Genomic DNA, 23559 nt, shown 5'->3' on the forward strand with positions numbered 1-23559 from the left:
CATGCATATTGTAGCCAAACACTTGATGAAAAGCTTTGGCAGCTTTCAAGCTACCAAAGACGTCAGCTTCGAGATTGAGAAGGGAAAGCTGATCGGTTTACTCGGACCGAGCGGAGGAGGAAAGACGACGATTCTCCGAATGCTCGCAGGGCTTGAGGAGCCGGACTCCGGTGACATTTTGTTTCATGGCAAAGTCGTCAATAACCTGCCGCCGCAGGAGCGGGGCATCGGCTTTGTTTTTCAAAACTATGCCTTGTTCCGACACATGAGCGTTTTTGATAATATTGCGTTTGGTCTCCAGGTGCAGAAGCGCAGCAAGCAGGAGATCAAGGACCGGGTGAGCGAGCTGGTGGAGCTTACAGGCCTTAAAGGGTTGGAAAAAAGGCTCCCGCACCAGCTGTCCGGAGGCCAGCGGCAGCGGGTCGCCTTCGCCCGGGCGATAGCTCCCGAACCGCAGCTGCTGCTGCTCGATGAGCCGTTCGCTGCGATTGACGCCAAAGTGCGCAAGGAGCTTCGCACTTGGCTGAAGGACATGATCAACCGGGTCGGGATCACGACGATCTTCGTCACTCATGACCAGGAGGAAGCAGTAGAGGTTGCCGATCAGATCATGATCATCCATCAGGGCCGGCTGGAGCAGCAGGGCTCGCCGATCGATATTTACCAAAAGCCTGAGACGCCTTTCGTAGCCGGATTTATCGGCGAATCGAACAGCCTTCACGGCATTTCCGGCTTCAAAGGCTTCGAGAAGGCGGATTTGAAAGACGCCAAAGCGATCATACGCCCCGAATTCGTCGAAATCGGCTTCGCATCGGAGATTTCTTTTCCTTCGGCATCCGAGATAGGAACGGTCAAGAACAGTTATTTCCGCGGCACCAACTGGCAAATCGAGGTGGAAGTGAATGGTCAAACATTGTTTGCTTACCGGTCACTGGAATTGGAAACACTAAAATCCGGAGACCCGGTACACGTCCTTATACATCGCGTTTATATATTCAACGATCAAGAGAATCAAACGGTAGAGAACGGTCTGAAGGTCGACCCGCTTCCGGTACACATCTAATCGAATCGAGAGGAAGAGTTGTCATGGAACATCATATTCGAATACAGAGCGAACAAGCAGAGTTGGCGGCAACTCTTCACTATCCGGCAACCACCTGCTCCAAGAATCCGATTATTATCATCGCTCATGGGTTTATCGGCAGCCGAATCGGCGTGGACCGGTTGTTTGTGAAGGCGGCCCGCGATTTCAGCGAGCAGGGCTATATGGTGCTGCGGTTTGATTATGCCGGATGCGGCGAGAGCGAAGGAGATTACGGAGCCAATGGACTGGATGCCATGATCGATCAGACACGTTCGGTTATCGATTATGCATTGAAGATCGATTGCGTTGATCCTACCCGCGTCATTTTGCTCGGACATAGTCTGGGCGGCGCGGTGTCCGTTCTGACGGCAGCCAAGGACAAACGCGTCAAATCTCTGGTGCTTTGGTCCGCCGTTGCTCATCCGTTTAACGATATTATCAAAATTACCGGAAAGAAGGTCTATGAAGACGCAGTCCAGCTCGGTTCGTCCGATTATATGGGATATTCGTTCAAGCCGGAATTTTTCGATTCGCTGACGCAGCATCAGCCGTTTGATCAGACGCGGAAGTTTGGCGGTGATGTGCTGCTGATCCACGGAACGAATGATGAGGTAATCCCGGTTGATTATTGCTTTTTATATCAAAAGCTGTTTTGGATGAGATCGCAGGGCCAGTGTGACAAGGAAGTGATTTTCCAGGCGGACCATACGTATTCTTCCGGTCAAGCCTATGTTCAGCTCATGAATGCCACGAAGCATTGGCTGTTGTCTCTCGAAAAACGCAAAAGCGACTGGTATGACTGGACGATTTAGCACTATTTTTATGCATATAATCCGATAAAACAGATGGGAATAATATTTATAAACGGAGGGATTAGGATGGCAAAGCCTTTGGAAGTGGATGACGTTTGGAGCAAACGTATCGTGAATTCGGTCAACGGGTTGGAGTACGGGACGGTACAAATCGTTGTGCATGACGGCAGAATCGTCCAAATTGAGCGAACGGAGCGCAAACGGTTTGAATCCGAGGCGGCTCTGCGGGAACAAAATGTTGTGGAAAGCAAGTCGCAAGGCAGCCGACGTAAAGGCTAGCAGCCCCAGGTCCACCGGTATACCGGAGACTCCGGCCCTTTGAATCTGTGTTCGGCGTTCAGACCGGATGCGAGAGAGAAGAGCGGAGTCTCCTTTTTTGTCTAGAAGCAACCATCACTGCCTAAGGAGCTGATGAGAATGATTGCCAATGCAAGCACCTGGAATGAATTAACCGAAACGGATTTGGTCCATTTGCCGGACATTCAGTTTGTGACGTACTGCTTTCAAATGTTCGGTTTGAATCGCGGCATTTATAACACCATTGATCAATGGCTGTATGATTCAGGGTATAAGGATGTGCTGCAGCGCCGCAAAGCAACGGTTTCTTTCCTGCACTTAATCAATGAGAAAGGCGGCAGGGAGCGTACAGGCAGCCTTCTCCGCTTCGGCAAAGGCGGTGTAACCAAACAGCTGTATGATTTTATTCATTTACCGGAATCGGTATTTCTATCCCAACGGCTTATATCCGAATAAGGAGTATGCAAAAGATCAGCCCTCAACGCGGTACACATTATCCGTGTGAGGGCTGATTTCTTTTTTATGGCCGGTGCTCTATCTATTGCTGCGTTGCATAATGAACCCGGTTGTTCCTCAGAAATACCCATACTCCGATCAGAAGCAGCAGGCAGGCTCCAATCTGCACCGGCTGGATTGATTCCCCGAGCATCATCCAGGCGAGCAAGGAAGCCCCGACAGGCTCTCCCAGCACGGCTGTCGAAACCGAGGCAGCATTGACGAACTTCAAAGCCCAGTTGAACAAGATGTGGCCGAAAACCGTCGGAATGAGCGCCAACAGTATGAACAGAATCCACTCCTTGGGCGGATAAGCGGTGAAGGTATAGCCTTGAAAGACATTGTACACGGCAAAGCAGCACGCAGCGACGAAGAAGACGACGAAGCTGTACAGGAGCGAGGAAATATGCTTGCTCAGCTTTTGTCCCAGCAGCATGTGTATGGCAACAGCGGCTGTTCCGAGCAGTGATAGCAGGTCTCCCTTCAAAGCATCGCCGGAGACGGACATATCTTTCCATCCGACCAGCATCGCCCCGGATACGGCCAGAACGATCCCGGCTACGGCGGCCAGCGTTGTTCTTTCCCGGTACACGAAGTATGCGCCGGCCAAGACGAAGATGGGTTCCAGTGTAAGCAGCACGGTAGAGCTGGCTACGGAAGTGAAGCGAAGCGATGCCATCCATAGCAGGAAATGCAGTCCGAGAGCGATACCCGAGCCAGTCAGCATAAACCAATCGTGGGAAGACAAACCTTTTATTTCTGGAATATACTTCCACATTATTGGAGCCATCATAAGGCAAGTAAACAGCAATCGGTACATGCCGGAGACGGATACCGGAGCCGAGGACAGCTTGACGAGTATCGATGAGAAGGAAATGGCTATGATGCCCGATGTAAATATTATCCAAAGCGGGACAGGGCTTTTTTTATTGGTATACATTGGTATTCCTCCGATTATAGCAGCTTTCAAACCTATCCATTATACTAATAGAAACGCAATAATACTAGAGGAATTCACTAATATTTCATAGGTCGGAAGCGGTTGTCAAACAGGGGCTTGTATTATATAATGTTGAAGTTATTTAGAAAGGAGAATTGACCAATGTTTAAATCAAAAGCTATTATTCTCATGCTGATAAGTCTAGTACTAGTTTTGTCGGCGTGCGGTCAAAAGCCGGCGGCCGAAACAGCGGCTAACGGGAACTCGGGCCAAACGGGAACGCAGAAGGAAACCAAGCTGGACCAAATTAAAAAAGCAGGAAAAATTGTTGTCGGAACGAGCGCGGACTATCCTCCTTACGAATTTCACAAAGAAATCAACAAGAAAGATGAAATCGTAGGCTTTGATATCGAGATCGCCAAAGCGATTGCGAAAGATCTCGGCGTGACCCTCGAAATTAAAGATATGAAATTTGACGGTCTATTGGCTGCTTTGGAAGCGGGAAATATCGACTTCATTATTTCCGGCATGACTCCTACGCCTGAGCGTCAAGCAAGCGTTGATTTTACGAAAATTTATTACACCGCGGTACAAAAGGCTGTTGTTAGAACGGAAGACAAAGAGAAATACAAAACGATTGACGACCTGAAAGGCAAGCGCGTCGGCGCGCAAAAGGGCGCCACTCAAGAACAAATCGTAACGAAGCAAATGCCGCAATCCGAGATGAAAGCATTGGGCAAAATTTCCGATCTGATGCTTGATTTGAAAAACAAGAAAACGGAAGCTCTTGTTGTCGAGCTGCCTGTAGCTACGGCTTACTTGTCCAAAAATCCGGATTTGACCGTCTCCGACATCCAGTTGTCGACAGAAGACAGCGGCTCTGCGATTGCCGTGAAGAAAGGCAGCCCTGAGCTGGTTGAAGCAATGAACAAATCGTTGGACAAGCTGATTAACGACAAAGTAATCGATAAATTCGTAATTGAAGCTAACGATATGGTGGAATAATACGACAAGCACGCTAACAAAAACCTGTGCGGATCTCCGGCGGGTTTTTGTTAGGTTTGGTAGCTTGTACTAACAAGAAGGAGGAGGTGACCCGGTGGATTTTTCGTTTTTGCCCAAGTACTATATGTTTTTCTTGAACGGCGCCAAAATTACGCTGCTGCTTTCCTTATTTACGGTCATCCTTGGTGTCGTCCTGGGAGTGATCTTGGCATTGATGCGGTTGTCCCGTATTGCACCGCTCAAAATGTTCGCAACCGCCTACATCGAGTTCATACGCGGGACTCCGCTGCTGGTCCAGCTGTTTTTGTTTTACTATGGGCTGCCTAAGCTCGGCATCCAATTTCCCGATGTTCCGGCACTGGGAACGGCCTTTCCGGAATTTATGGCCGGAGTCATCGCGTTGTCCGTCAACAGCGCCGCTTACGTCGCCGAGACATTCCGCGCCGGCATTCAAGCGATAGACAAAGGGCAGATGGAAGCCGCCCGTTCACTCGGAATGCCGCATAGTATGGCGATGCGCTACATTATTTTGCCGCAGGCGATCCGCAATGTGCTTCCGGCCCTTGGCAATGAATTCATTGTCATCATCAAGGAATCGTCCATTGTGTCGGTTATCGGAATCAGCGAGCTGATGTACAACGCGGATACGGTACGAGGCAATTCGTTCCGCGCGTTCGAGCCGCTGATCGTCGTCGCGATCATTTATTTTGTCATCACCTTCACGTTATCCAAAGTTCTCGGTATTGCAGAAAGGAGGATGAGGACCTCTGATTAAAGTAACCGGACTTCATAAATCATTCGGAAGCAACGTCGTATTGAACGGTATCGATATCGATATTTCCAAGGGGGAAGTCGTTGTAGTAATCGGCCCGAGCGGCTCAGGCAAAAGTACGTTTCTTCGCTGCCTGAATTTGCTGGAGCAGCCGACCGGCGGAGATGTTGTGTTCGAGGGTGTCTCCTTGCTAAACGGAAAATCGGATATCAATCAGCTCCGGCAAAAAATGGGGATGGTATTCCAGCAATTCAATCTGTTCCCGCATTTGACCGTTCTGGAAAATATTACGCTGGCGCCGCGCAAGCTGAAAAAGCTGAGTGAGAACGATGCTAACGAAATCGCCTTCGAGCTGCTTCGCAGAATCGGCTTGTTCGATAAAGCCGATCGATATCCGAACCAGCTGTCCGGCGGGCAAAAGCAGCGTATCGCTATAGCCCGCGCGTTGGCCATGTCGCCGGATATGCTGTTGTTCGACGAGCCTACGTCGGCACTCGATCCGGAGATGGTAGGGGAAGTGCTGGATGTCATGAAGCGTCTCGCTTCAGATGGAATGACCATGGTGGTCGTAACCCATGAGATGGGCTTCGCGAGAGAGGTCGGAAGCCGCCTGGTCTTTATGGATGGCGGCAAAATCGTCGAGCAGGGCAATCCCGCCGACATTTTCGCCAATCCGCAGCATCCAAGAACGAAAGAGTTTTTGGGGAAAGTCCTGTAGTCGTGAAAAAACCTTGCCTTGGCTGGCTGAGCTTATCGAGAAACCATTAGAACTGATAAAGCTGCAAGGGAACCCCGGTGGGGTACCTCCATCCGGCCGCTGTTGTTTTCAGAAAGTATTTTTATTTCATCGCATTCTGGCGGTAATTTTCTGAAAACAAAGGCGGCCGCTTACGCTCCTCCAGGAGATACCCAACCTACCCCCCTTTAGCATTTTAGGGAAAAACGGGTTTCTCCAAAGCCTGAACCTTGCCTTGGCAAGGTTTTTTTGTTTTGTAGCAGCGGGTAGAGTAAATTCAGGATGGTTGGCGGAAAACGATAGGAGCGCCGTAATAGATAGCGGTGCCTTCGTCCTTGCCTTCGCAAATTGCTTTCATCGAACCGGCCTTATCGAAGTTAAAGACGAAGACCGGCAGCTTGAAATCGCGTGCGAGAATGAAGGCCGACTGGTCCATCACGGTCAAATTTTGCCTCAGCACTTCGTCGTAGGGGAGGGAGGCGTACGGCTTCGCCTTTGGGTTTTTCCGGGGATCGCTGTCCAATACGCCGTCGACACCTTGCTTCGCAACGAGAATCGCATCGCAATTGACCTCCAGCGCCCGCTGGACCGAAGGATAGTCGGTCGTCACATACGGCTGTCCGTTTCCTCCTGCGAAAATGACGATATAGCCTTTTTCCAGGTGATGAATCGCCCGCAACCGGATATAAGGCTCGGCAACGGCGTTTACGGGGATGGAGGACATGACGCGAACCTCCTTGCCTGTCTTGTGCTTAAGCACGCCTCTTAGCATCAGGCTGTTGATAACCGTAGCCAAAGTGCCGATATTGTCGGCTTCCGCACGCTCGATCCCCCAATCCTCCGCCATATTGCCGCGGAAAATATTGCCGCCCCCAATGACGATCGATACCTCGATCCCCATATCCAGCACCGTCATAATCTCTTTGGCAATATGCTCGAGCCGTCCGGGATTAAAGCCGAACTGGCTATCACCTGCGACTGCACCGCCGCTCAATTTGATCAATATCCGTTTGTACCTGGCCATAGGAATCCCTCCATAAGGTTAAATGATAAACCGACTTGCAAGGCGAAAAAAAAGAACTAAAGCACGATGTGCCTTAGTTCTTTATCCAATGTCAAAAAGGAAATAGGTCCCAGATTGTCGCCTATCCTGCGAATGCTGATCATGGAACCGCCTCCTCAATAGTTACTGATTAGTATTAAGATAGCCGAATTTGCGCGGCTTTTCAACCTTTTCTTTCCAGAGTTGGCCTTTTCAGTCGTCAGTTAGCCGAAGAACGGATGCTTTGCTCGAACTCGTCTCGAACGGCCTTCAATATCTCCGGGTTGGCGATGACGTCATAAACGGTGTTGGCCAATACCTTCGCTCCCAAAATCATTCCCTCAAAAGCGCGGTCCTTCATCGCCAAATCGCGGAACTCCTTCGTATGCAGAAGGTGTTTCTCGTCAATGACTTTAATGTACGGATGGATGGTCGGACAATGTCTGGATACGTTGCCCAAATCGACGGAGCCGTGATCTTTGCCGTATTGGATCTCGTCCTCACGGACTCCCATAGCGAGCAAATTGTTAGTAAACAGGCCGGAGAGCGTTTGGTTCGTTATCAGCTCATCGTAGGAGAATTCGTAATTTGATGTTTTCAGCGTACATCCGGTTTGCAGCGCGGCACCTTCTGCACAGCGGAGCACCTTTTGCACGACTTCGTCCGTATAAGGCCGGTTGGCGGAGCGGACATAGAATTGGGCGGCCGCATAATCCGGAATAATATTGGCGGCTTTGCCTCCTTCGGTAATAATGCCGTGGATGCGTACGTGGCTTTGCACCTGCTGTCTCAGCGCATTGATCGATTGGAACAGCAGGAGGACGGCATCCAGAGCATTGACGCCCTCATAAGGGCTTGCCGCAGCGTGTGCCGCTTTGCCGAAGTATTCGAACTGGATGGCATCCATAGCCAGCGACTCGCCTGATTTTTCATATGTGTGATAAGGATGGGCCATAAGGGCAAAATCAACATCATCGAACAATCCTTCCGCAGACATCGGCACCTTGGCACCCTTCGTTTCCTCTGCAGGCGTACCGTATACCCGGATCGTACCCCCGGTTTGCTCGATGACCGATTTCAAGCCGACCGCAGCGGCAACACCCATCGTTCCAATAATATGGTGACCGCATGCATGTCCTAGCTCCGGTAGCGCATCGTATTCACATAAGAAGGCAGCCGTAGGGCCTGGCTTGCCGCTGTCGTATGTCCCGATAAAAGCGGTCGGCAAACCGAGCACGGGGTTTTGGATTTGAAAGCCGTGCCGGAGCAGCTCATCCATAAGCAGACGGGACGATTGCCACTCTTCATGGCCCAGTTCCGGATTTTCACCGATCGTGCGGGATATTTGGATGAAGCTGGCGGAATGCTCGTCGATGGCGGCGGCAATAACAGGTTTCATTAGGAGGACTCCTTTATCGAAGGTATAGTCCTTTCATTATATACAAAAAGACCTCTGCTGCCCAATCATGAGCGAGTAGAGGCCTGTATTCCAATTATTCTTATTGAATGGTTCTGCGTTTAGGATCAAGCAGCAATTGGTCTTCCAGCGAACGCTTGATCTTGGTCATGGCGTCGACTTCCAATTGATGATTCTGAGGAAAACGGACACCGGTTAAAGCAAGCGCTTCGTTCAAGGTCAATTCAACGGAAATCTTTTTTTCTTGCTGATTTTGAGCTTCGTGAGTCATATGATATCGCTCCTTTACATGATCAATTGTGCTGCATCAAGCTAGAGGATTTCAACTGTGTGTAGAGAACCATGTCAGCAAAAAACCTTGATATTGCTTGATTTCAATTTAACACATCATGTCATGTTTTTCAAGTGCGAATTCGAAAAAGAGGCTCTATTTTTAAGAAGGCTTGTCCTTCTGTGCTTCATTCGCCTACGCTGCAGCTTGACTACCAAATGGTCTATTTGTTGACTTAATTCTACAACCTGCGGATCGACCAAACTGCCGGTTTCCTCGAAAAGCATGTACAAACGCTTCTGCATCTCCTCCATATGCTGACTCAGGTTTGACTCATCCATTTTTTTACGACTCCATTCGATAACAATATTTTCCTCACATCGTGCAATTATAATACAAACCTTTTATGAAAGATGTAAAACGCTGTCGACCAGTATGTTAAAGTTTTATGACAGATTAACACATAAAAAATGTAAAAAAAGGCATGCTATTTCCTGTGATACGGAAGGGGTGACGTAGTTATGGATAACAAAAAAGCCGATACGAAAAATAATCCCAATTACAGGGAAAATAAGTTTACGGAGGAAGAAGCGCTGGTACAAGCGGAGAATGCCGCCGAGCTGCCGGCAAGCTTGAACGAAATTCCTAAGGAAACGAATCCACAATAAGCTCCGACAATATGCTGCCGTAACCTTTTACAGGTTCGGCAGTTTTTTTACATTTTAGGACTTACTTCAGTAGATCCGAATCGACTTTGAAGTCAAAGCACAGCTTTGCGGAGGTGTTTTTTTACGACCGCATCTGACGCAATCCGATTGTCAAACAACAGCGCGTTTCGTTGTCGATTGCCGTAATTACCGCGCGGTATGGCGCGCAGCATGGGAACATGGTAGTATTTCATTATATGACAAGCACAATATGGCAAGAGAGGGGATTTACAGTCATGAAAATTGTTTTGGCTCCGGACTCATACAAAGGAAGCCTGTCGGCAAAAGAAGCCTGTGAAGCGATGGAGCTCGGAATCCGCCGCGCGCTCCCCGACGCGGAGATTTTGAAGGTCCCCATGGCGGACGGAGGAGAAGGAACCGTGCAGAGCCTCGTCGACGCGACCGGCGGTTCATTACATACTGTGCAGGTGCAAGGGCCTTTGGGCTCACCTGTTGAAGCTGTATACGGGATATTGGGAGACGGCGCGACAGCCGTCATTGAAGCGGCAGAAGCGTCGGGATTGACTTTAATAGAGCCAATTAATAGAAACCCTCTGCTCGCTTCAACGTATGGAACAGGGGAGCTTATTCGTCATGCCCTCGACAAAGGCTGCAGGACATTCATCATCGGACTGGGCGGCAGCGCTACCAATGACGGCGGAGCAGGGATGGCGCAGGCTTTGGGCGTCAGACTGCTGGATAGCGAAGGCGGCGCCATTGGTTTAGGCGGAGGCGCGTTGGCTGATCTGGCGTCGATAGATGTGTCGCAGCTCGATCCGAGAATCGGCGAGAGCCGGTTTACCGTCGCCTGCGATGTCAATAACCCGCTGTGCGGACCGCAAGGGGCGAGCGCTGTGTTCGGCCCGCAAAAAGGCGCGACGCCGGACATAGTCCGTCAGCTCGATATGAATTTGGAACGGTTCGCAGCCGTGGTCCTAAGAGACGCCGGCGCCGACATCCTGAATTTGCCCGGAGCGGGAGCAGCCGGAGGCATGGGCGGCGGATCGGTCGCCTTCCTGCGCGCGGAACTGAAGCCTGGCGTCGACATCGTGATCGAGGCGGCACAGCTCGCAAAACACGTACAGGGCGCGGATCTTGTCATCTCGGGAGAAGGCCAGTGTGACTTTCAGACCGAGCGGGGGAAAACTCCTTACGGCGTTGCCCGCACCGCCCGTCAGTACGGTGTCCCTTGCGTCTTAATCGCAGGCTCTATCGGCAAAGGAATCGAGGTCTTGTACGATAGCGGTGTCCTGAGTGTATTCAGCATGGTTGATAAACCGATGACATTGGAGCAGGCCATGGAAGAGGCTCCGCGATTGGCCGCAGATGCTGCGGAACGAATCGTCCGATTGTTCGCTCGTCCTGTTTTATTACGTTAATTATTTATAGTATTAATTATTATTAAGCCACAAAGGAGTTATTCAGTTATGCTTCGTTTCATTGCATCTTCGTTGAAAGCGCGCACTTTGATAAGCACCGTTGCAGCGGCAAGCTTGATCATGCCGTCGGCCGCCGGTGCCGTTTCGGTTACCCATCAGCATCTTCAGTTATTTGCAGACCAGTCCGAGGTGTATGTGAACGGACAGCAAGCCGAGGTGGACGAGCCTGCCTCGTTGATTAATGATCAATTTTACATCCCGGTCCGGTGGCTTGCAGATACGTTAAAGCTCGACCTGTCTTGGGTGAAGGATACGCAAACCGTACAGCTGATCACCTCCAAAGCTTTTATCGAGTTTCAATCCTCGCAGAACGCGATTAAGGTGAACGGGACTCCGGTTTCCTTCGATTCGGCGGCCGTCATCCGCAATGACCGGCTGTTAGTATCCTTGTCTTGGCTGGCGCAATACATTGACATGGATTATGAACTATCCCCTGACAAGAATAGTATCGAGATTCGTTATATCGGAACTCCGGGGGCTACATATAGAGAATCTTTGCTCGTAAAAGACGATGCTCAGCCGAATTCCCGTCCGGTCGCGTTGTTTGCTTTCGGCAAGCCGGAATACCGGCTTGGAGAGAAGGTGGAATATGTCGATCTGAGCTACGATCCCGATGCGGAGGGGCTGCCGGTTTACGAATGGACCGGTAATGAGAATGCCTTCTATAAGCCGGGCACTTATCCGGTGACGCTGAAGGTTAAGGATGGCAACGGAAATGTGAGTGCTCCGTTCACCCGGACTGTGACAATCGTGGATGAGCCCTATTTGAGCCAGGAGCAATACCCGTATTACTACGGCCCGGCCGGCAAGGTGTTCCCAGCCGAGTCGGAATGGCTCGAGCAAACGGTCGGCAAGGACCGCAAGGTGCCGGTCATTGTGCGCCAGCAGACGGAACGGCCGCTCCTCTTCGGCAGAAGCTCGGAACCGGTTAAGGAATTAGGGTTCTTATATCAGGAGAAGGTGAAGGGCAAGGCAAGGCTGTTCCCTCAGTTCACTAACGGGACCGGAAGTGCGGTTCAGTTCGCGATTGTGATCCAAAATCAGCAGGAGAAGGAAGTCAAAGTTACGACGACGAGGAAATCCGAGCAAGTGCCGTCGATCTATAACAGCGTACGCGGAGATAAAATCGCTGAAGATTTCCTTGGATCGGATCCGGTCGAAGATGTGCTAACCGTTCCGCCGAAATCAACCGTTTATTATAAAGTAAGCCCTCAAGCGGCCTCGGGACAGAGCTTCCAGGGGATGTACGACATAGAGACCGACGGAGAAGTGCTTGTTTCGTACGGCATGATGAAGCCGGATGAGCCGGCTTACAAGCTCGGATCGTATCGCTTCACGAATCAACAACCCGGGCAAAACGGCACCTATCCGGTGTCGGAAATAGCTTGGACGGTAGATTCGCGGGCACTGGTGAGCCCGACGAAGGCGGGGATCGGCGACGAGACGGTAGAGCCGGTCATTAAAGGCGCTGACTCTGTATTAAAGCAGGAAGCTGCTGCAGCCGGAAACGCCGGAATGCATTACAGCATCCGATTGTATGCCGGCAAGAATACGGCTATAGCGCTGCATCCGCGCGACGGATATTTCCAAGGAGCGGTCCGAGTCAACGGACAGTTCATTTCGCTGCCTGCAAGCGGTATGACTTCCCATGAAGCCGTGATCCTGTACAGAACGGGTGTCAAGGAAGAAGACGTCAGCATTGAGATTTTGCCGGCAGGAACAACGCAGCTTCCGGTCGATCTCGTGTTGTATCCGCTCATCAAGAAGTAAGTAAGAAATTGCACTACTATATTCATGCTTAATAAAGGAGCTTGTCATTATCATGGTTTTCGCCAAAAAATTGTGTCTGATATGGACTGCATTGTCATTAACCGCCGCAGCCGCACTGCCTGCTGCTTCGGCAGAAACGGCCGCTCCCGCAGCGGCTCAAGCCGTCTCCGTTCCGGAAAGCTTGTCGGCACTGTTGTATTTCGATAAGAATGACGCTTATATCAACGGCAACACAGTGAAACTTGACGTACCCGTTCTGGAGTCGAAAGGACAGGCTTACCTGCCGGCTGCGGTGCTTCCGTCCTTGCTCGGGCTCACCGTGCAATGGCAGGAAGCTACCAAGAGCGTGATGGTAACGACACCTTCGGGCTTCGCCGAATTCCAGCTGTCACCCAAGCAATTGCGCGTCAACGGAGCGGAAGAGGATTTCGATAAGGCCGCATGGCTGGTTCACGATCGGTTGTATGTATCGATGGATTGGCTGAACCGGTATGTAGGCTTCAAGGCGGTCGTGAACAAAGAGCTGAAGCGAGTCGAGCTTCAATATATCAAAATGCCTCAGAGCGGAGTATTCCATAACGATACGATGCCGAACACGAAGCCGGTAGCCCGGTTTACGGTAGACAAGGAGAAGTACCGGTTGGGCGAACCGATCCGGTATTCGAATATTAGCTACGATCCGGATGGCGATGCGATAACAAGCGTGAATTGGACCGGCAACGCGGAGGCGATTTTCGAACCGGGGTTGTTTAAAATATCGCTGCAGGTTACGGACAGCAAAGGGACGGTCAGCGATACATTCTCCCGCAATGTCGAAATCGTGAACGAGCCTTATCTCGATCCGTTCGAGTACAAAGTGTATCACGAGCCGGTAGGGACCTATGTGAAGGAAGAGGAGCAGACGCTGCGCAGCTACTTGCGCGGAATCCCGCAGCTTCCTAACGAGGCTAAGCTGTTAGCTGACCGTCCGCTTATCGTAAGCGACAGCCCGGAAACGTTCACGGAAAAAGGGTTTTTGTACCAGGAACGGGTCAACGGGAAAGCGAGATTGTATGCGGATCATGTGAACGGGACAAATGAAAAGGTGCAGTTTGCCATCGTGGTGCGTAATCCGAGCCCGGACAAGTCCGTGAAAATTACGACAACCCGTAAAGGCGAGGTATATCCTTCTATTTACGCCAACTTGATTGGTAACGAAGCGACCATCGAGTTTTTGCAGGATAGAGGCGACAAGCCGGAGACGATTGTCGTAGGACCGCATGAAACGGTGTACTACAAGAAAAATCCGGAGTTTTTCCCCGGCCAAGGGATGAATGTCATTTATGATGTGGAAACCGACGGCGAGGTGTACTTCTCCTTCGTGGCTATGGACGCCGGGGCGGGAATCGACTCCATCGGGATGTATCCTCAATTGGATTACACCGGGAACGTCCGGGGGACGTTTAACGGCTCGGATGTGATATGGAATGTGGACGCCAAGTCGTTCGACAAGCCTTCCAGCCTTGCGATCGGCGACGGTACAACCGACAAATTCGTAACGGGTAACGACTTCTTTATGAAGAAAGATTCGTTGAACCTCGGAAACTACGGGGTGGTATACAAGATTCATATCGATCGTCCGAGAGCGATGTCGATACTGCTTCTTCCGCGCGGAGGCGTATTTAAAGGACCTTTCGAGGTCAACGGCAGGATCGTGCAGACTCCACCGTCCGGGGCTATGATGGACTATACAGGGTATGTGATCCTGGGCAGAACCGATGGCACCGAGCCTTCACTGGATATTGAATTTTCTCCTGCCGCGGGCTCCGCTTTCCCGGTAGATGTGATTTTCTATCCGATAGACGAGAAATAAACCGTTTTTCTAAATCGGCCCGGGTACGGTATAATATAGGCAGCGCATTCGGACTACGGCAGGCAAAGGAGCAACGATCCGATGATCATTGTACGCAATTTATCGAAATCATTTCCGCCAGGGCAAGAGATTTTATCCAAAATCAGCTTCCAGGCCGACGAGGGCGAGCTTATCGCCTTGGTTGGAGCCAGCGGCAGCGGGAAGACGACGTTTTTTCGCTGCTTGGCTTTGAAGGAGAAGTGGGACGAAGGCCAATATATTTATAACGGCAACGACATTTCCCAGGTTCGCGGGCTGGAGCAGTGGAAGCTGCGTAAAGACTGGGCTTATCTGGAGGAGAAGCCGAATCTGAATTTGAAAAAGTCCGCATTGAAAAACGTATTAAGCGGCTTGTTTTTCCATAAGGCGTGGTGGAGAATTCTCTCGGGAACGACTTCCAACGACGACCATATGACCGCGATGGATTACCTGGATAAAGTCGGGCTGCTGGACAAGGCTCACGAGCCTGCGGAGAAATTGAGCGGGGGCGAGAGGCAGCGCGTGGCGATCGCCAAAGCGCTGATCCGCGGAGCCAAGGTTATCTACGCCGATGAGCCGGTATCCGGTCTCGATCCGGAGGCGGCGAGCAAAGTGCTGGATGATTTGAAGGAAATTTGCCGCAAGGATAAGGTCATCGTATTTTGCAGTCTGCACCAGCTGGAGCTGGCCGAGAAATACGGCTCGCGTATTTGGGGGCTGTCCGGCGGCAGGCTGGTCGTAGACATTGCAGGCAGAAGGCTTACGCAAAGGGAAAAAGATCTAATTTTTTAAGCTTCAAGCAAAAGGACATCCCGATTTCCTATGTCGGGATGTCCTTTTTATCATGTCATGGGGATGGCGGACTAGAGAGAGGAGACAATATGCTTTGCAATCAATCCGCCATGAAGCCGTCCGGTTTCAATGAATACTTCGTTCGCATTGCTTCCGGAAGCGGCCACGCCGGCTATGAATAACCGTGGTACGGTCGTTTCCATTGTCTCCGGGTTATAGACCGGTAGGGTCTGTGATTCGTCGAGCTCAGCGCCAGCTTCGGTCAGCATGCCGCGGTCCGGCCGAAATCCGGTGAGAGCCAGTACAAAGTCGTTATCGAGCACCTGCTCCTCTCCATCTTCCACTACGGTAATGGATCTTTCATCGACGCGAACCACTTGGGAACGAAACATCATCCGAATCCGTCCTTTGTTGACCATACTTTCGAAGAGAGGCAGCACCCACGGTTTTATGTTAGGGGAATAAGCATCGCCACGGTACACAACGGTAACGTCGGCTCCGACGCGAAGCAGGTCCATGGCGGCGTCTATCGCCGAATTGTTGCCGCCGATCACCGCCACTTTCGTGCAGCTGTAAGGATGAGCTTCTCTGTAGTAGTGAGTTACTTTGGACAAATCCTCGCCGGGAATGCCCAGCAGGTTCGGATGGTCGAAGTAGCCTGTCGCCACTATCACATAACGTGCTTGCGCGGAAGCTTGCTTGCCGAAACGATCGGTCAAGCTCAGGTCGAAGTGGCCTGCATCCGTTTTGCGAATGGAAGTGACCTCGGTATACGACTGAACGCGAACGTTGTTCCGCAGCGCCGCATTCCGGTAATAGTTCATGGCTTCCAGCCGGGTAGGCTTGTCATTCGGCGACGTAAAAGGAATGCCGCCGATTTCGAGCAGCTCCGGCGTACTGAAAAACGTCATATACGTCGGATACAGACTGATGGAATGTACTAGACAATGCTTTTCTATAATAAGGGGCTCGATCCCAAGCTTTTGCAGCTCCAGCGCCGCCGACAAGCCGCATGGACCGGCTCCTATAATAATGACTTGTTCCAAACTAATTGCACCTCGCTTATGATTACTATGGCTAGAGAACTAAACACGCTTCTCTTTTTATAGTAACCGATCAGAGAGAAGGATGCCACCGATCCGTCATCTTTTTCTGCAGACGTATACGAAAGCGGGAGGCACATTCCGCATTTCAAAGCGGATGGATTCAATATGGAATAGGCTTGCAAGCTGTTTTTTCATTTGCAGTGAATATTGGAATGCAATGAAGTAGCCTCCAGGCCGTAAAGCGCGACGGACTTGATCCATTAAAGCATTGCGGACCGGTTGAGGAAAATTGGCGAAGGGAAGTCCGCTGATGACACAATCGACATGCTCAAAGCCTGCTTCCCTTACAGCCGAGCACAGATGTTTCGCATCAGCGTATGTATTCGACTCGGGAAACTGCAGCGCCAGCTGCTTCCGCAGGTGCGAATCTTTCTCGAAAAGCAGCACCGTCGTGTTCGGCATCATTTTGCGATGGATGGCTTTGGTCATTACGCCCGTACCACAGCCTAACTCCGCTACGCAGTGAATGCTGCTCCATGGGACGGCGTCGATCATTTTATGGGTCAAATAGCGGGAGCTGGGTGTTACGCTGCCAATCGTTCTAGGAGTACGAATAAATTTGTAAAGAAACTTTACTTTTTCCATTGTTGAGGTAGACAGGTTGGCACTCATTCTTCAAATCTCCTCCTTTTCACCTGCTTCTATCATAGCCTAAGCTTGGCTGCTAAATATGAAGATAACCTGAAAATTCGCTTAATAATGAGTCGGCTATCGGGCCGGGCGGTCCAAGCGGAACAAGCCCGCATCGGGATGAGCTCCTCTGGCAATGATACCGCTTATGATTTGAGCGGCGATGGTGCTGTATACAGTCCCATTGCCCCCATAACCCAGAGCAAAATAACAATGGGGCAAATCCTCGCGTTCTCCGATTAGCGGCAATCCGTCGTGGGTCGTTGCATAGGGTGCCGACCAATAGTAGTCTGCTCGCAGTCCGGTCAAGGCGGGGAACATCCTGCTAATTTCTTCAAGCAATCGTTTGCTTTTTGAAGGAAGCAGGGCGTCGCGTTCCTCCGGAATCTTCGTATTTTCATCCAGCCCGCCAGCAATAATGCGCCGATCCGGCGTCGTTCGTAAATATAAATAAGGACGGGCCGTTTCCCAGATCAAGCTCTGCTCGTACCACCCGGGAAAGTCTGAAAGTGGCTCGGTAGCGATAGCATAGGTGCTTTCCATGACCGCATTGGGGTGACGCTTAACCTGTAAAGCTTCGTAGCCCGAAGCTACAACGGCTCTGGCTGCCGTAATGGTTCGGCGCTCTCTCGTTGTGAAGACCAACGGGTGCGTACCGGTTTTGTGCGAAACGACCTCCGTATGCTCATAAACCCGTACACCTGATCTTTTCAAAACCGATATTAATTCGGAAGTCAGCCGGTAAGGATTAATTTCGGCATCGCCGCTGCTGAAGATCGCGCCCGGTCTATGAAAAGAATAATGCCGCGCTATTTGCTCGGCTTCCCAATATTGCACGGGAAATCCATAGGTCCGCAGCGTATGGAATTCCTGTTTTAACGCTTCGACATCCTTCGGTTCCGATGCCGCGTACAGATTACATCTTCTGCGAAATTCCGCCTCAATGCCGAGCACGGAGCATATGCTCTCCAGCTCATCCAGCGCCTGACGGCATAGTTGATAGAATCGGACACCGTCTTTCTCGCCGAACGAATGGATGCAGGATGTCAGCGATTTGTCGTTGGCGAATTGAAGATGACCTGCATTGGCCGCTGTGCTGCCGCTCGCGATGGTGCGCTTCTCGACGATGACCGTATCGATGTCTAGCTTAGCTAAATAGTATGCGCACAACGCACCCGCAATCCCGCCGCCGATGATCAGCACGTCGCAGGATATATCTTCGGTCAGTGGGGGAGATACCGGCGGGGGTGGTGAAATGTCCGGCCATAACAGCTTGCCGACTGCTAAATCCATGCATGAACTCCTTTATTCATATGATTCTAATAGGCTTTCACGGCATTGATTTTTTATACTATGATTTATGGTTGAAGCAGCCGTTGACAATCTCTTATCGACTTGTATAGGATTAATGGGAATCATTTCTTAATCAGAGAGGAAGATTGGATATGTTAAAAGGAATTCCTTCGGTGCTTTCGCCTGAATTGTTGAAAATATTGATGGAAATGGGACACGGGGACGAGCTGGTGCTGGCTGACGGCAATTTCCCCGCAGCGAGTCACGCGCAAAGACTGGTACGCTGCGACGGTCACGCGATTCCCGGCTTGCTGGATGCGATTCTGACCTTTTTCCCGTTGGATACTTATGCGGATCATTCCGTTGCGCTGATGGAGGTCGTTCCCGGTGACCCGACGGTTCCGGTAATATGGGACGAGTATAAGGCTTTGGTGCAAAAGCACGATCCGCAAGCATCGGAGCTGAAGACGGTGGAGCGGTTCGCTTTCTATGAACGTGCGAAGGAAGCGTATGCGGTTGTAGCGACAGGCGAGAAAGCATTGTACGCCAATATCATTTTGAAAAAAGGCGTCGTTAAAGAAGGCTGATCATAAATCGGAATCTATTTTCATAGAATGAGAGTAATAGAATATATGATTCTATGAAAAACGGTGTAAATGGGGGAGCCTTGGATGGTTGTTCGTGCGCTGCGAGGAATGTTCGGCTGGCCGACAAGGTCGCAAATACCGATGCTTCTGGCCGCTTTTTTATTCGGCAATTTGTTGGCGGTGCTGTTCACAGCCGTACAGCCAGCCTCGCCGTTCTTTCACCCAAGGCATTATACCTACCAGGAAACGGTTGCCGCGAATGGAGTCAGGCTGTTTGCCTTGCAGACCGTACCGCAAAATATCTCATTGAAGCCTATTGCGACGAATGTTTCCCGCACGCCCGATTATGGCATTAACGGCGGTTTTTTCTGGGAAGGTTACCTGCTCAGCATTGCTGTCATTAACGACAAGCCTTTGATAGGACAGCCGGAGGACTACGGTTCCGGATGGTACAATATCGATTACCCGAAAGGGACGCTGGTCTGGGATGAGATTACGAGGCGATTTTCCGTGCAGGTCGTCCAGGACGCCCACGAAATCAAAGTAACGGACCGGCAGCGTTATTGGGCACAGGGCGGGGTAAGCATGTCTTTGCATAATGGAGCCCGTTGGGTTCAGCAGGCAAGGGCTGAGGATATGCCCGCATTTGACGAGCCGAGATTGCGCTCCGGCGTGGTTTACGACGACCGGCAAAACGTATGGATGGTCGTTACGGACAAGCCGTGTACGGTGGAGCAGTTCCGGACGGCGATAGTGGAGAAAATTGGCAACGGCAGGCTGGTGGACGGCGTGTTTCTCGATGGTGACGGCTCCAGCCAAATGAACAGCGCCCAGAAGGTGTTAAAGGGCGATTCGCGTGAAGTATACCAAATGATGGCGTTGAAGCAAAAATAAAGCAAGCCGCCGAAAGCGATTCTCAATGGCTTTCGGCGGCTTTGTTGTTTTACTGGCTAAGGCAGAGCCGGATTATGCCAGCAATGCTTTGACGCGGCTTACTACGTTGTCGACAGTGAAGCCGTATTCGTTAATAACCTTGGAAGCAGGCGCGGAAGCTCCGAAACGGTCGATGCCCATCACATCGCCTTGCTTGCCGACATATTGATGCCAGCCTTGCGGCGAAGCCATCTCGATGGCAAGACGCGCTTCCACGTCCGGAAGCAGCACGGAATCTTTGTACGCTTGCGGCTGCTGGTTGAACAGCTCCCAGCTCGGCATGCTGATGACGCGCACATGCACACCTTGCTCGGCGAGCTGCTTCTGTGCCTCAACCGCCAGCTGCACTTCGGAACCGCTGGCGATCAGCTGAGCTTGCGGTTTGCCGTTCGCTGCGTCGGACAATACATACGCTCCGCGAGTCAGCCCTTCGGCTCCCAACGTGGATGTGCCTGCCAGATTCGGCAGCGCTTGACGAGTAAGGACCAAAGCGACTGGGCCGGATTGATTTTGCACCGCGTATTTCCAAGCAAAGCCGGTTTCGTTGGCGTCGGCTGGACGCAGCACGGTGATGCCTGGGATGCTGCGCAGCGCAGGCAGCTGCTCGATCGGCTCGTGAGTCGGTCCGTCTTCGCCGACTGCGATGCTGTCATGTGTGAATACGTAGATCACCGGCAGCTTCATAATCGCAGCAAGACGAATGGCAGGGCGCAGGTAGTCCGAGAATACGAAGAACGTAGCTCCGAATGCGCGGACGCCCTGGTGAAGAGCCATCCCATTCAATGCGGCTCCCATGGCGAATTCGCGAACGCCGAAGAAAATGTTGCGCTGGCTGTAATCGTTTCTTGTCAGACGGCCAGAGATTTTGATATTCGTCTTGTTCGATGTTTCGAGGTCAGCCGAACCGCCCAGCAAATGAGGCACTTTCTTTGCGAGCGCATTGAGAGCGAGCTCCGATGCAGCGCGTGTAGCTATAGCTTTATCGTCAGTGGAGTAGACAGGAACCTCAGAGTCCCAGCCTTCCGGCAATTGGCCGCTTACCGCCGTTTCGAACTGCTTCGCAAGCTCGGGATACGACTGGCGGTACTGCTCGAACTTGGCTTGCCAAGCAGCTTCCTGGGCTTCGCCTTCGCGTGTGAATTGTGCAAAGTGAGCCTGAACGTCCTCCGGAATATAGAAATCCTTATCTTCCGGCCAGCCGTAGGCTTGCTTAGTCAGGCGCGTTTCCTCTTTGCCAAGAGGAGCGCCGTGAGATCCGTGCTCGCCTGCTTTGCCGCTCTTGTTCGGACTGCCGTAGCCGATCACGGTTTTAACTTCGATCAGAGACGGACGAGGGTCAGCCTGAGCTGCGGCAATCGCCTTATGGATGGCTTCCAGATCGTTGCCGTCCTTCACTAATTGAACGTGCCAGCGGTAGCTCTCATAGCGCTGCTGTACATTTTCGGAGAACGACATGCTCAAATCGCCGTCCAACGAGATGTCGTTCGAATCGTAGAGAACGATCAGCTTGCCGAGCTGCAAATGGCCGGCCAAAGAAGCCGCTTCGCCGCTGATGCCTTCCATCATGTCCCCGTCGCCGCAAATCGCATAGGTGTAATGATCCATGACGTTGAAGCTGTCGCGATTGTAGGTAGCAGCCATATGCGCCTCGGCAAGAGCCATACCTACTGCCATGGCGACACCTTGTCCCAATGGTCCTGTTGTTGCGTCTACGCCCGCCGTATGGCCATATTCCGGATGGCCCGGAGTCAGGCTTCCCCACTGACGGAACTGCTTCAATTCTTCTAACGGAAGGTCGTAACCGAACAAATGAAGCAGGCTGTACAGAAGCATGGAGCCGTGTCCGGCAGACAATACGAACCGGTCGCGGTTGATCCATTTCGGGTTGCTCGGGTTATGCTTCATAAACCGGGACCACAGCTCATAGGCCATTGGAGCCGAGCCCATTGGCATGCCGGGATGGCCTGAGTTTGCCTTGTCGATAGCGTCGATAGCCAGCGTACGGATCGTATTGACCGCTTTTTGCTGGATGGTAGTGTTTAGCAATGTCATTGGATTTCTATTCCTCCTCGAATTCGAAAGGTTAGTATCGATTCACTTTCTAGATTATAATAGGACGATGAGGTATATATGAAATCGATATTATACATAGCAGATATAGAAGGGAATAATACCATGATTGCCAATCTGGAATTGTATCGCGCTTTTTATTGGACAGCCAAGGAGCAGAACGTCTCACGAGCCGCGGAGCGTTTGTTCATTACGCAGCCCAGTGTCAGCCATGCGATCAAGCAGCTGGAGAGCGAGCTCTCCGTTCATCTGTTTCATCGGGGACCCAAAGGGATGAGGTTGTCGGAGGAGGGGCAGCTGCTGTATTCACAGATCGAGCTTGCTTTTCAAGTGATCGAATCGGCGGAAAGGCAGCTGGCGGACATCAATAACTTATTGCGCGGAGAACTGCGGCTCGGGAGCAGCGATTCGTTGTGCAAGCATTACTTGCTGCCTTCGCTCGGCCGGTTCTGCAACGATTTTCCGCATATTCGGCTGGACTTGGTACACGGGACGACTCCGGAAATTATACAGAACATCAAGGAGGGGCGGATTGAATTCGGCATCGTCAGGCTGCCGGTGGCAGACAGCTCGCTAACCATATTGGAGACGATCGAGGTACAGGATTGTTTCGTGGCGGGTCCGAGATATTTTCATTTGACGCAGCAGCCGATCCCGCTGTCGGAGCTTTCGGCGAATCCGTTGATTCTGTTTTCCAAAAACAGCAGCTCCCGGCGTTTTATCCAGGATTTCGCCCTGTCGCAGGGCGTCGCTATCGAACCGGAGATTGAGCTGGCCAGCGTCGACCTGCTGATCGAGTTCGCCAAGGCGGGACTCGGCATATCGTTCGTTACCCGGCAGTTTGTCCAGACGGAGCTTGCAACCGGCAAGCTGGCCGAGGTCAAGCTGACGGAACCCATTCCGCAGCGTAAAATAGGCATCGCCCTATTGAAAAATAGGCGGCTTTCGTCAGCCGCCACCATGTTTTTACAGCAATATTTGCATGTCGAGCCGGGCAGAAAGAACGGCAAACCGTTCGGTTAACGCCGGTTCGTTTGCTTCCAGAGCTCCATCGGGTTCTGCGCCGTATCCGGCTCCATCCGTTGAATAGGCAGAGATTGCCGCTCTAGAGGGAGCGATAGCTGCTGATACACATGCTTGGTGCTCATTCCGACGGCTGCCGCATCTTCTTCGGTATAGGCATAGTAGACCGCTTTCGCTCCGGTCCAATGGATGGCCGCGAGACACATCGGGCACGGCTGGCCGCTGGCATACACCTCGCAGCCGGTAAGCAGCGGGCTTTGCAGCTTATTGCATGCTTCGCGGATCGCCTGAATTTCCGCATGCGCAGTTACATCGTGCGTAACCAATACATCGTTGACTCCGGTAGCGATAATTTCGCCGTTCTTGACGATGACGGCTCCGAACGGCTTGCCGCCATGCTGCTTCGTATTGTTATAAGCGAGCTCGATCGCTTGACGCATAAACTCATTGGGTTTCATGGTGTCGTAT

At 51.5% G+C, this 23559-nt stretch carries 25 protein-coding genes; 15 read left to right on the top strand and 10 right to left on the bottom strand.

What is annotated here, in order from left to right; translation table 11 throughout:
• Position 1 precedes the first annotated feature (1 nt).
• From DVH26_RS16050 to DVH26_RS16065, 4 genes are all read left to right on the top strand, one after another.
• Positions 2 to 1063 (top strand): sulfate/molybdate ABC transporter ATP-binding protein, encoded by a 1062-nt coding sequence (locus DVH26_RS16050; RefSeq protein ID WP_239634775.1) that lies wholly within the window; start codon positions 2 to 4, stop codon positions 1061 to 1063.
• Positions 1064 to 1086: 23 nt separating this feature from the next.
• Positions 1087 to 1896: an alpha/beta hydrolase gene (locus tag DVH26_RS16055; protein WP_239634776.1), complete on the top strand. Its 810-nt coding sequence runs from the start codon at positions 1087 to 1089 to the stop codon at positions 1894 to 1896.
• A gap of 66 nt (positions 1897 to 1962) precedes the next feature.
• Positions 1963 to 2175, top strand: a complete 213-nt coding sequence (locus DVH26_RS16060; RefSeq protein WP_239634777.1) for a YezD family protein — start codon at positions 1963 to 1965, stop codon at positions 2173 to 2175.
• A 138-nt stretch (positions 2176 to 2313) separates the two neighbouring features.
• Positions 2314 to 2649 carry an RNA-binding protein gene (locus DVH26_RS16065; RefSeq protein WP_239634778.1) on the top strand — a complete coding sequence of 112 codons (336 nt, stop codon included), beginning with the start codon at positions 2314 to 2316 and terminating at the stop codon, positions 2647 to 2649.
• Positions 2650 to 2731: 82 nt separating this feature from the next.
• Here DVH26_RS16065 and DVH26_RS16070 read toward each other — a convergent pair whose 3' ends face one another.
• Positions 2732 to 3628, bottom strand: coding sequence for a DMT family transporter (locus DVH26_RS16070; protein ID WP_239634779.1), 897 nt, complete (start codon positions 3626 to 3628; stop codon positions 2732 to 2734).
• 162 nt (positions 3629 to 3790) lie between these two features.
• Here DVH26_RS16070 and DVH26_RS16075 point away from each other — a divergent pair, with 162 nt between their 5' ends.
• The 3 genes from DVH26_RS16075 (at position 3791) to DVH26_RS16085 (ending at position 6123) form a co-directional block, all read left to right on the top strand.
• The gene (locus tag DVH26_RS16075) at positions 3791 to 4633 is read left to right on the top strand and encodes a transporter substrate-binding domain-containing protein (protein ID WP_239634780.1); all 843 of its coding nucleotides are present in this window, start codon (positions 3791 to 3793) and stop codon (positions 4631 to 4633) included.
• 94 nt (positions 4634 to 4727) lie between these two features.
• Positions 4728 to 5408 carry an amino acid ABC transporter permease gene (locus tag DVH26_RS16080; protein WP_239634781.1) on the top strand — a complete coding sequence of 227 codons (681 nt, stop codon included), beginning with the start codon at positions 4728 to 4730 and terminating at the stop codon, positions 5406 to 5408.
• On the top strand, positions 5401 to 6123 hold the full coding sequence (locus DVH26_RS16085; protein WP_239635388.1) for an amino acid ABC transporter ATP-binding protein: 723 nt from the start codon (positions 5401 to 5403) through the stop codon (positions 6121 to 6123). Before DVH26_RS16080 ends, DVH26_RS16085 begins: the two co-directional genes overlap by 8 nt.
• A 295-nt stretch (positions 6124 to 6418) precedes the next feature.
• Here DVH26_RS16085 and pyrH read toward each other — a convergent pair whose 3' ends face one another.
• The 4 genes from pyrH to DVH26_RS16105 form a co-directional block, all read right to left on the bottom strand.
• Positions 6419 to 7165, bottom strand: a complete 747-nt coding sequence (gene pyrH, locus DVH26_RS16090; protein ID WP_239634782.1) for a UMP kinase — start codon at positions 7163 to 7165, stop codon at positions 6419 to 6421.
• Positions 7166 to 7403: 238 nt separating this feature from the next.
• Positions 7404 to 8582 carry a M20 family metallopeptidase gene (locus DVH26_RS16095; RefSeq protein ID WP_239634783.1) on the bottom strand — a complete coding sequence of 393 codons (1179 nt, stop codon included), beginning with the start codon at positions 8580 to 8582 and terminating at the stop codon, positions 7404 to 7406.
• Positions 8583 to 8682: 100 nt separating this feature from the next.
• Positions 8683 to 8871 carry a hypothetical protein gene (locus tag DVH26_RS16100; RefSeq protein WP_239634784.1) on the bottom strand — a complete coding sequence of 63 codons (189 nt, stop codon included), beginning with the start codon at positions 8869 to 8871 and terminating at the stop codon, positions 8683 to 8685.
• A gap of 116 nt (positions 8872 to 8987) precedes the next feature.
• Complete coding sequence (locus DVH26_RS16105) at positions 8988 to 9212, bottom strand: aspartyl-phosphate phosphatase Spo0E family protein (protein ID WP_345774059.1); 225 nt, start codon at positions 9210 to 9212, stop codon at positions 8988 to 8990.
• Between the two features lie 180 nt (positions 9213 to 9392).
• On the opposite strand from DVH26_RS16105, the gene DVH26_RS16110 reads away from it, so the two are divergent.
• From DVH26_RS16110 to DVH26_RS16130, 5 genes are all read left to right on the top strand, one after another.
• Complete coding sequence (locus DVH26_RS16110; protein ID WP_239634785.1) at positions 9393 to 9539, top strand: hypothetical protein; 147 nt, start codon at positions 9393 to 9395, stop codon at positions 9537 to 9539.
• 275 nt (positions 9540 to 9814) lie between these two features.
• The gene (locus tag DVH26_RS16115; RefSeq protein WP_239634786.1) at positions 9815 to 10957 is read left to right on the top strand and encodes a glycerate kinase; all 1143 of its coding nucleotides are present in this window, start codon (positions 9815 to 9817) and stop codon (positions 10955 to 10957) included.
• 48 nt (positions 10958 to 11005) lie between these two features.
• Positions 11006 to 12787, top strand: coding sequence for a stalk domain-containing protein (locus tag DVH26_RS16120; protein ID WP_239634787.1), 1782 nt, complete (start codon positions 11006 to 11008; stop codon positions 12785 to 12787).
• Positions 12788 to 12839: 52 nt separating this feature from the next.
• Complete coding sequence (locus DVH26_RS16125) at positions 12840 to 14639, top strand: stalk domain-containing protein (RefSeq protein ID WP_239634789.1); 1800 nt, start codon at positions 12840 to 12842, stop codon at positions 14637 to 14639.
• Positions 14640 to 14720: 81 nt separating this feature from the next.
• Positions 14721 to 15449, top strand: a complete 729-nt coding sequence (locus DVH26_RS16130; RefSeq protein WP_239634791.1) for a phosphonate ABC transporter ATP-binding protein — start codon at positions 14721 to 14723, stop codon at positions 15447 to 15449.
• A 71-nt stretch (positions 15450 to 15520) separates the two neighbouring features.
• On the opposite strand, the gene DVH26_RS16135 is transcribed toward DVH26_RS16130, so the two are convergent.
• The 3 genes from DVH26_RS16135 to DVH26_RS16145 form a co-directional block, all read right to left on the bottom strand.
• Positions 15521 to 16495 (bottom strand): YpdA family putative bacillithiol disulfide reductase, encoded by a 975-nt coding sequence (locus DVH26_RS16135; protein ID WP_239634793.1) that lies wholly within the window; start codon positions 16493 to 16495, stop codon positions 15521 to 15523.
• Between the two features lie 96 nt (positions 16496 to 16591).
• Positions 16592 to 17167 (bottom strand): class I SAM-dependent methyltransferase, encoded by a 576-nt coding sequence (locus DVH26_RS16140; protein WP_239634794.1) that lies wholly within the window; start codon positions 17165 to 17167, stop codon positions 16592 to 16594.
• 96 nt (positions 17168 to 17263) lie between these two features.
• The gene (locus DVH26_RS16145) at positions 17264 to 18478 is read right to left on the bottom strand and encodes an NAD(P)/FAD-dependent oxidoreductase (protein WP_239634795.1); all 1215 of its coding nucleotides are present in this window, start codon (positions 18476 to 18478) and stop codon (positions 17264 to 17266) included.
• A 152-nt stretch (positions 18479 to 18630) separates the two neighbouring features.
• Between DVH26_RS16145 and DVH26_RS16150 the strand changes: the two genes are divergently transcribed.
• Together DVH26_RS16150 and DVH26_RS16155 are read left to right on the top strand one after the other, a co-directional pair.
• Positions 18631 to 19065 (top strand): RbsD/FucU family protein, encoded by a 435-nt coding sequence (locus DVH26_RS16150; protein ID WP_239634796.1) that lies wholly within the window; start codon positions 18631 to 18633, stop codon positions 19063 to 19065.
• An 84-nt stretch (positions 19066 to 19149) separates the two neighbouring features.
• Positions 19150 to 19959 carry a phosphodiester glycosidase family protein gene (locus DVH26_RS16155; protein WP_239634797.1) on the top strand — a complete coding sequence of 270 codons (810 nt, stop codon included), beginning with the start codon at positions 19150 to 19152 and terminating at the stop codon, positions 19957 to 19959.
• A gap of 72 nt (positions 19960 to 20031) precedes the next feature.
• Here DVH26_RS16155 and tkt read toward each other — a convergent pair whose 3' ends face one another.
• Positions 20032 to 22050, bottom strand: a complete 2019-nt coding sequence (gene tkt, locus DVH26_RS16160; protein ID WP_239634798.1) for a transketolase — start codon at positions 22048 to 22050, stop codon at positions 20032 to 20034.
• Between the two features lie 123 nt (positions 22051 to 22173).
• Between tkt and DVH26_RS16165 the strand changes: the two genes are divergently transcribed.
• Positions 22174 to 23091 (top strand): LysR family transcriptional regulator, encoded by a 918-nt coding sequence (locus tag DVH26_RS16165; RefSeq protein ID WP_239634799.1) that lies wholly within the window; start codon positions 22174 to 22176, stop codon positions 23089 to 23091.
• Here DVH26_RS16165 and DVH26_RS16170 read toward each other — a convergent pair.
• A complete protein-coding gene (locus DVH26_RS16170) occupies positions 23088 to 23549 on the bottom strand; it encodes a nucleoside deaminase (protein WP_239634800.1) in 462 nt (153 codons plus the stop codon). The two genes, DVH26_RS16165 and DVH26_RS16170, sit on opposite strands and share 4 nt — an antisense overlap.
• Positions 23550 to 23559 lie beyond the last annotated feature (10 nt).

It is taken from the genome of Paenibacillus sp. H1-7 (assembly GCF_022354825.1).
In the GTDB taxonomy this organism is placed as follows: domain Bacteria; phylum Bacillota; class Bacilli; order Paenibacillales; family NBRC-103111; genus Paenibacillus_S.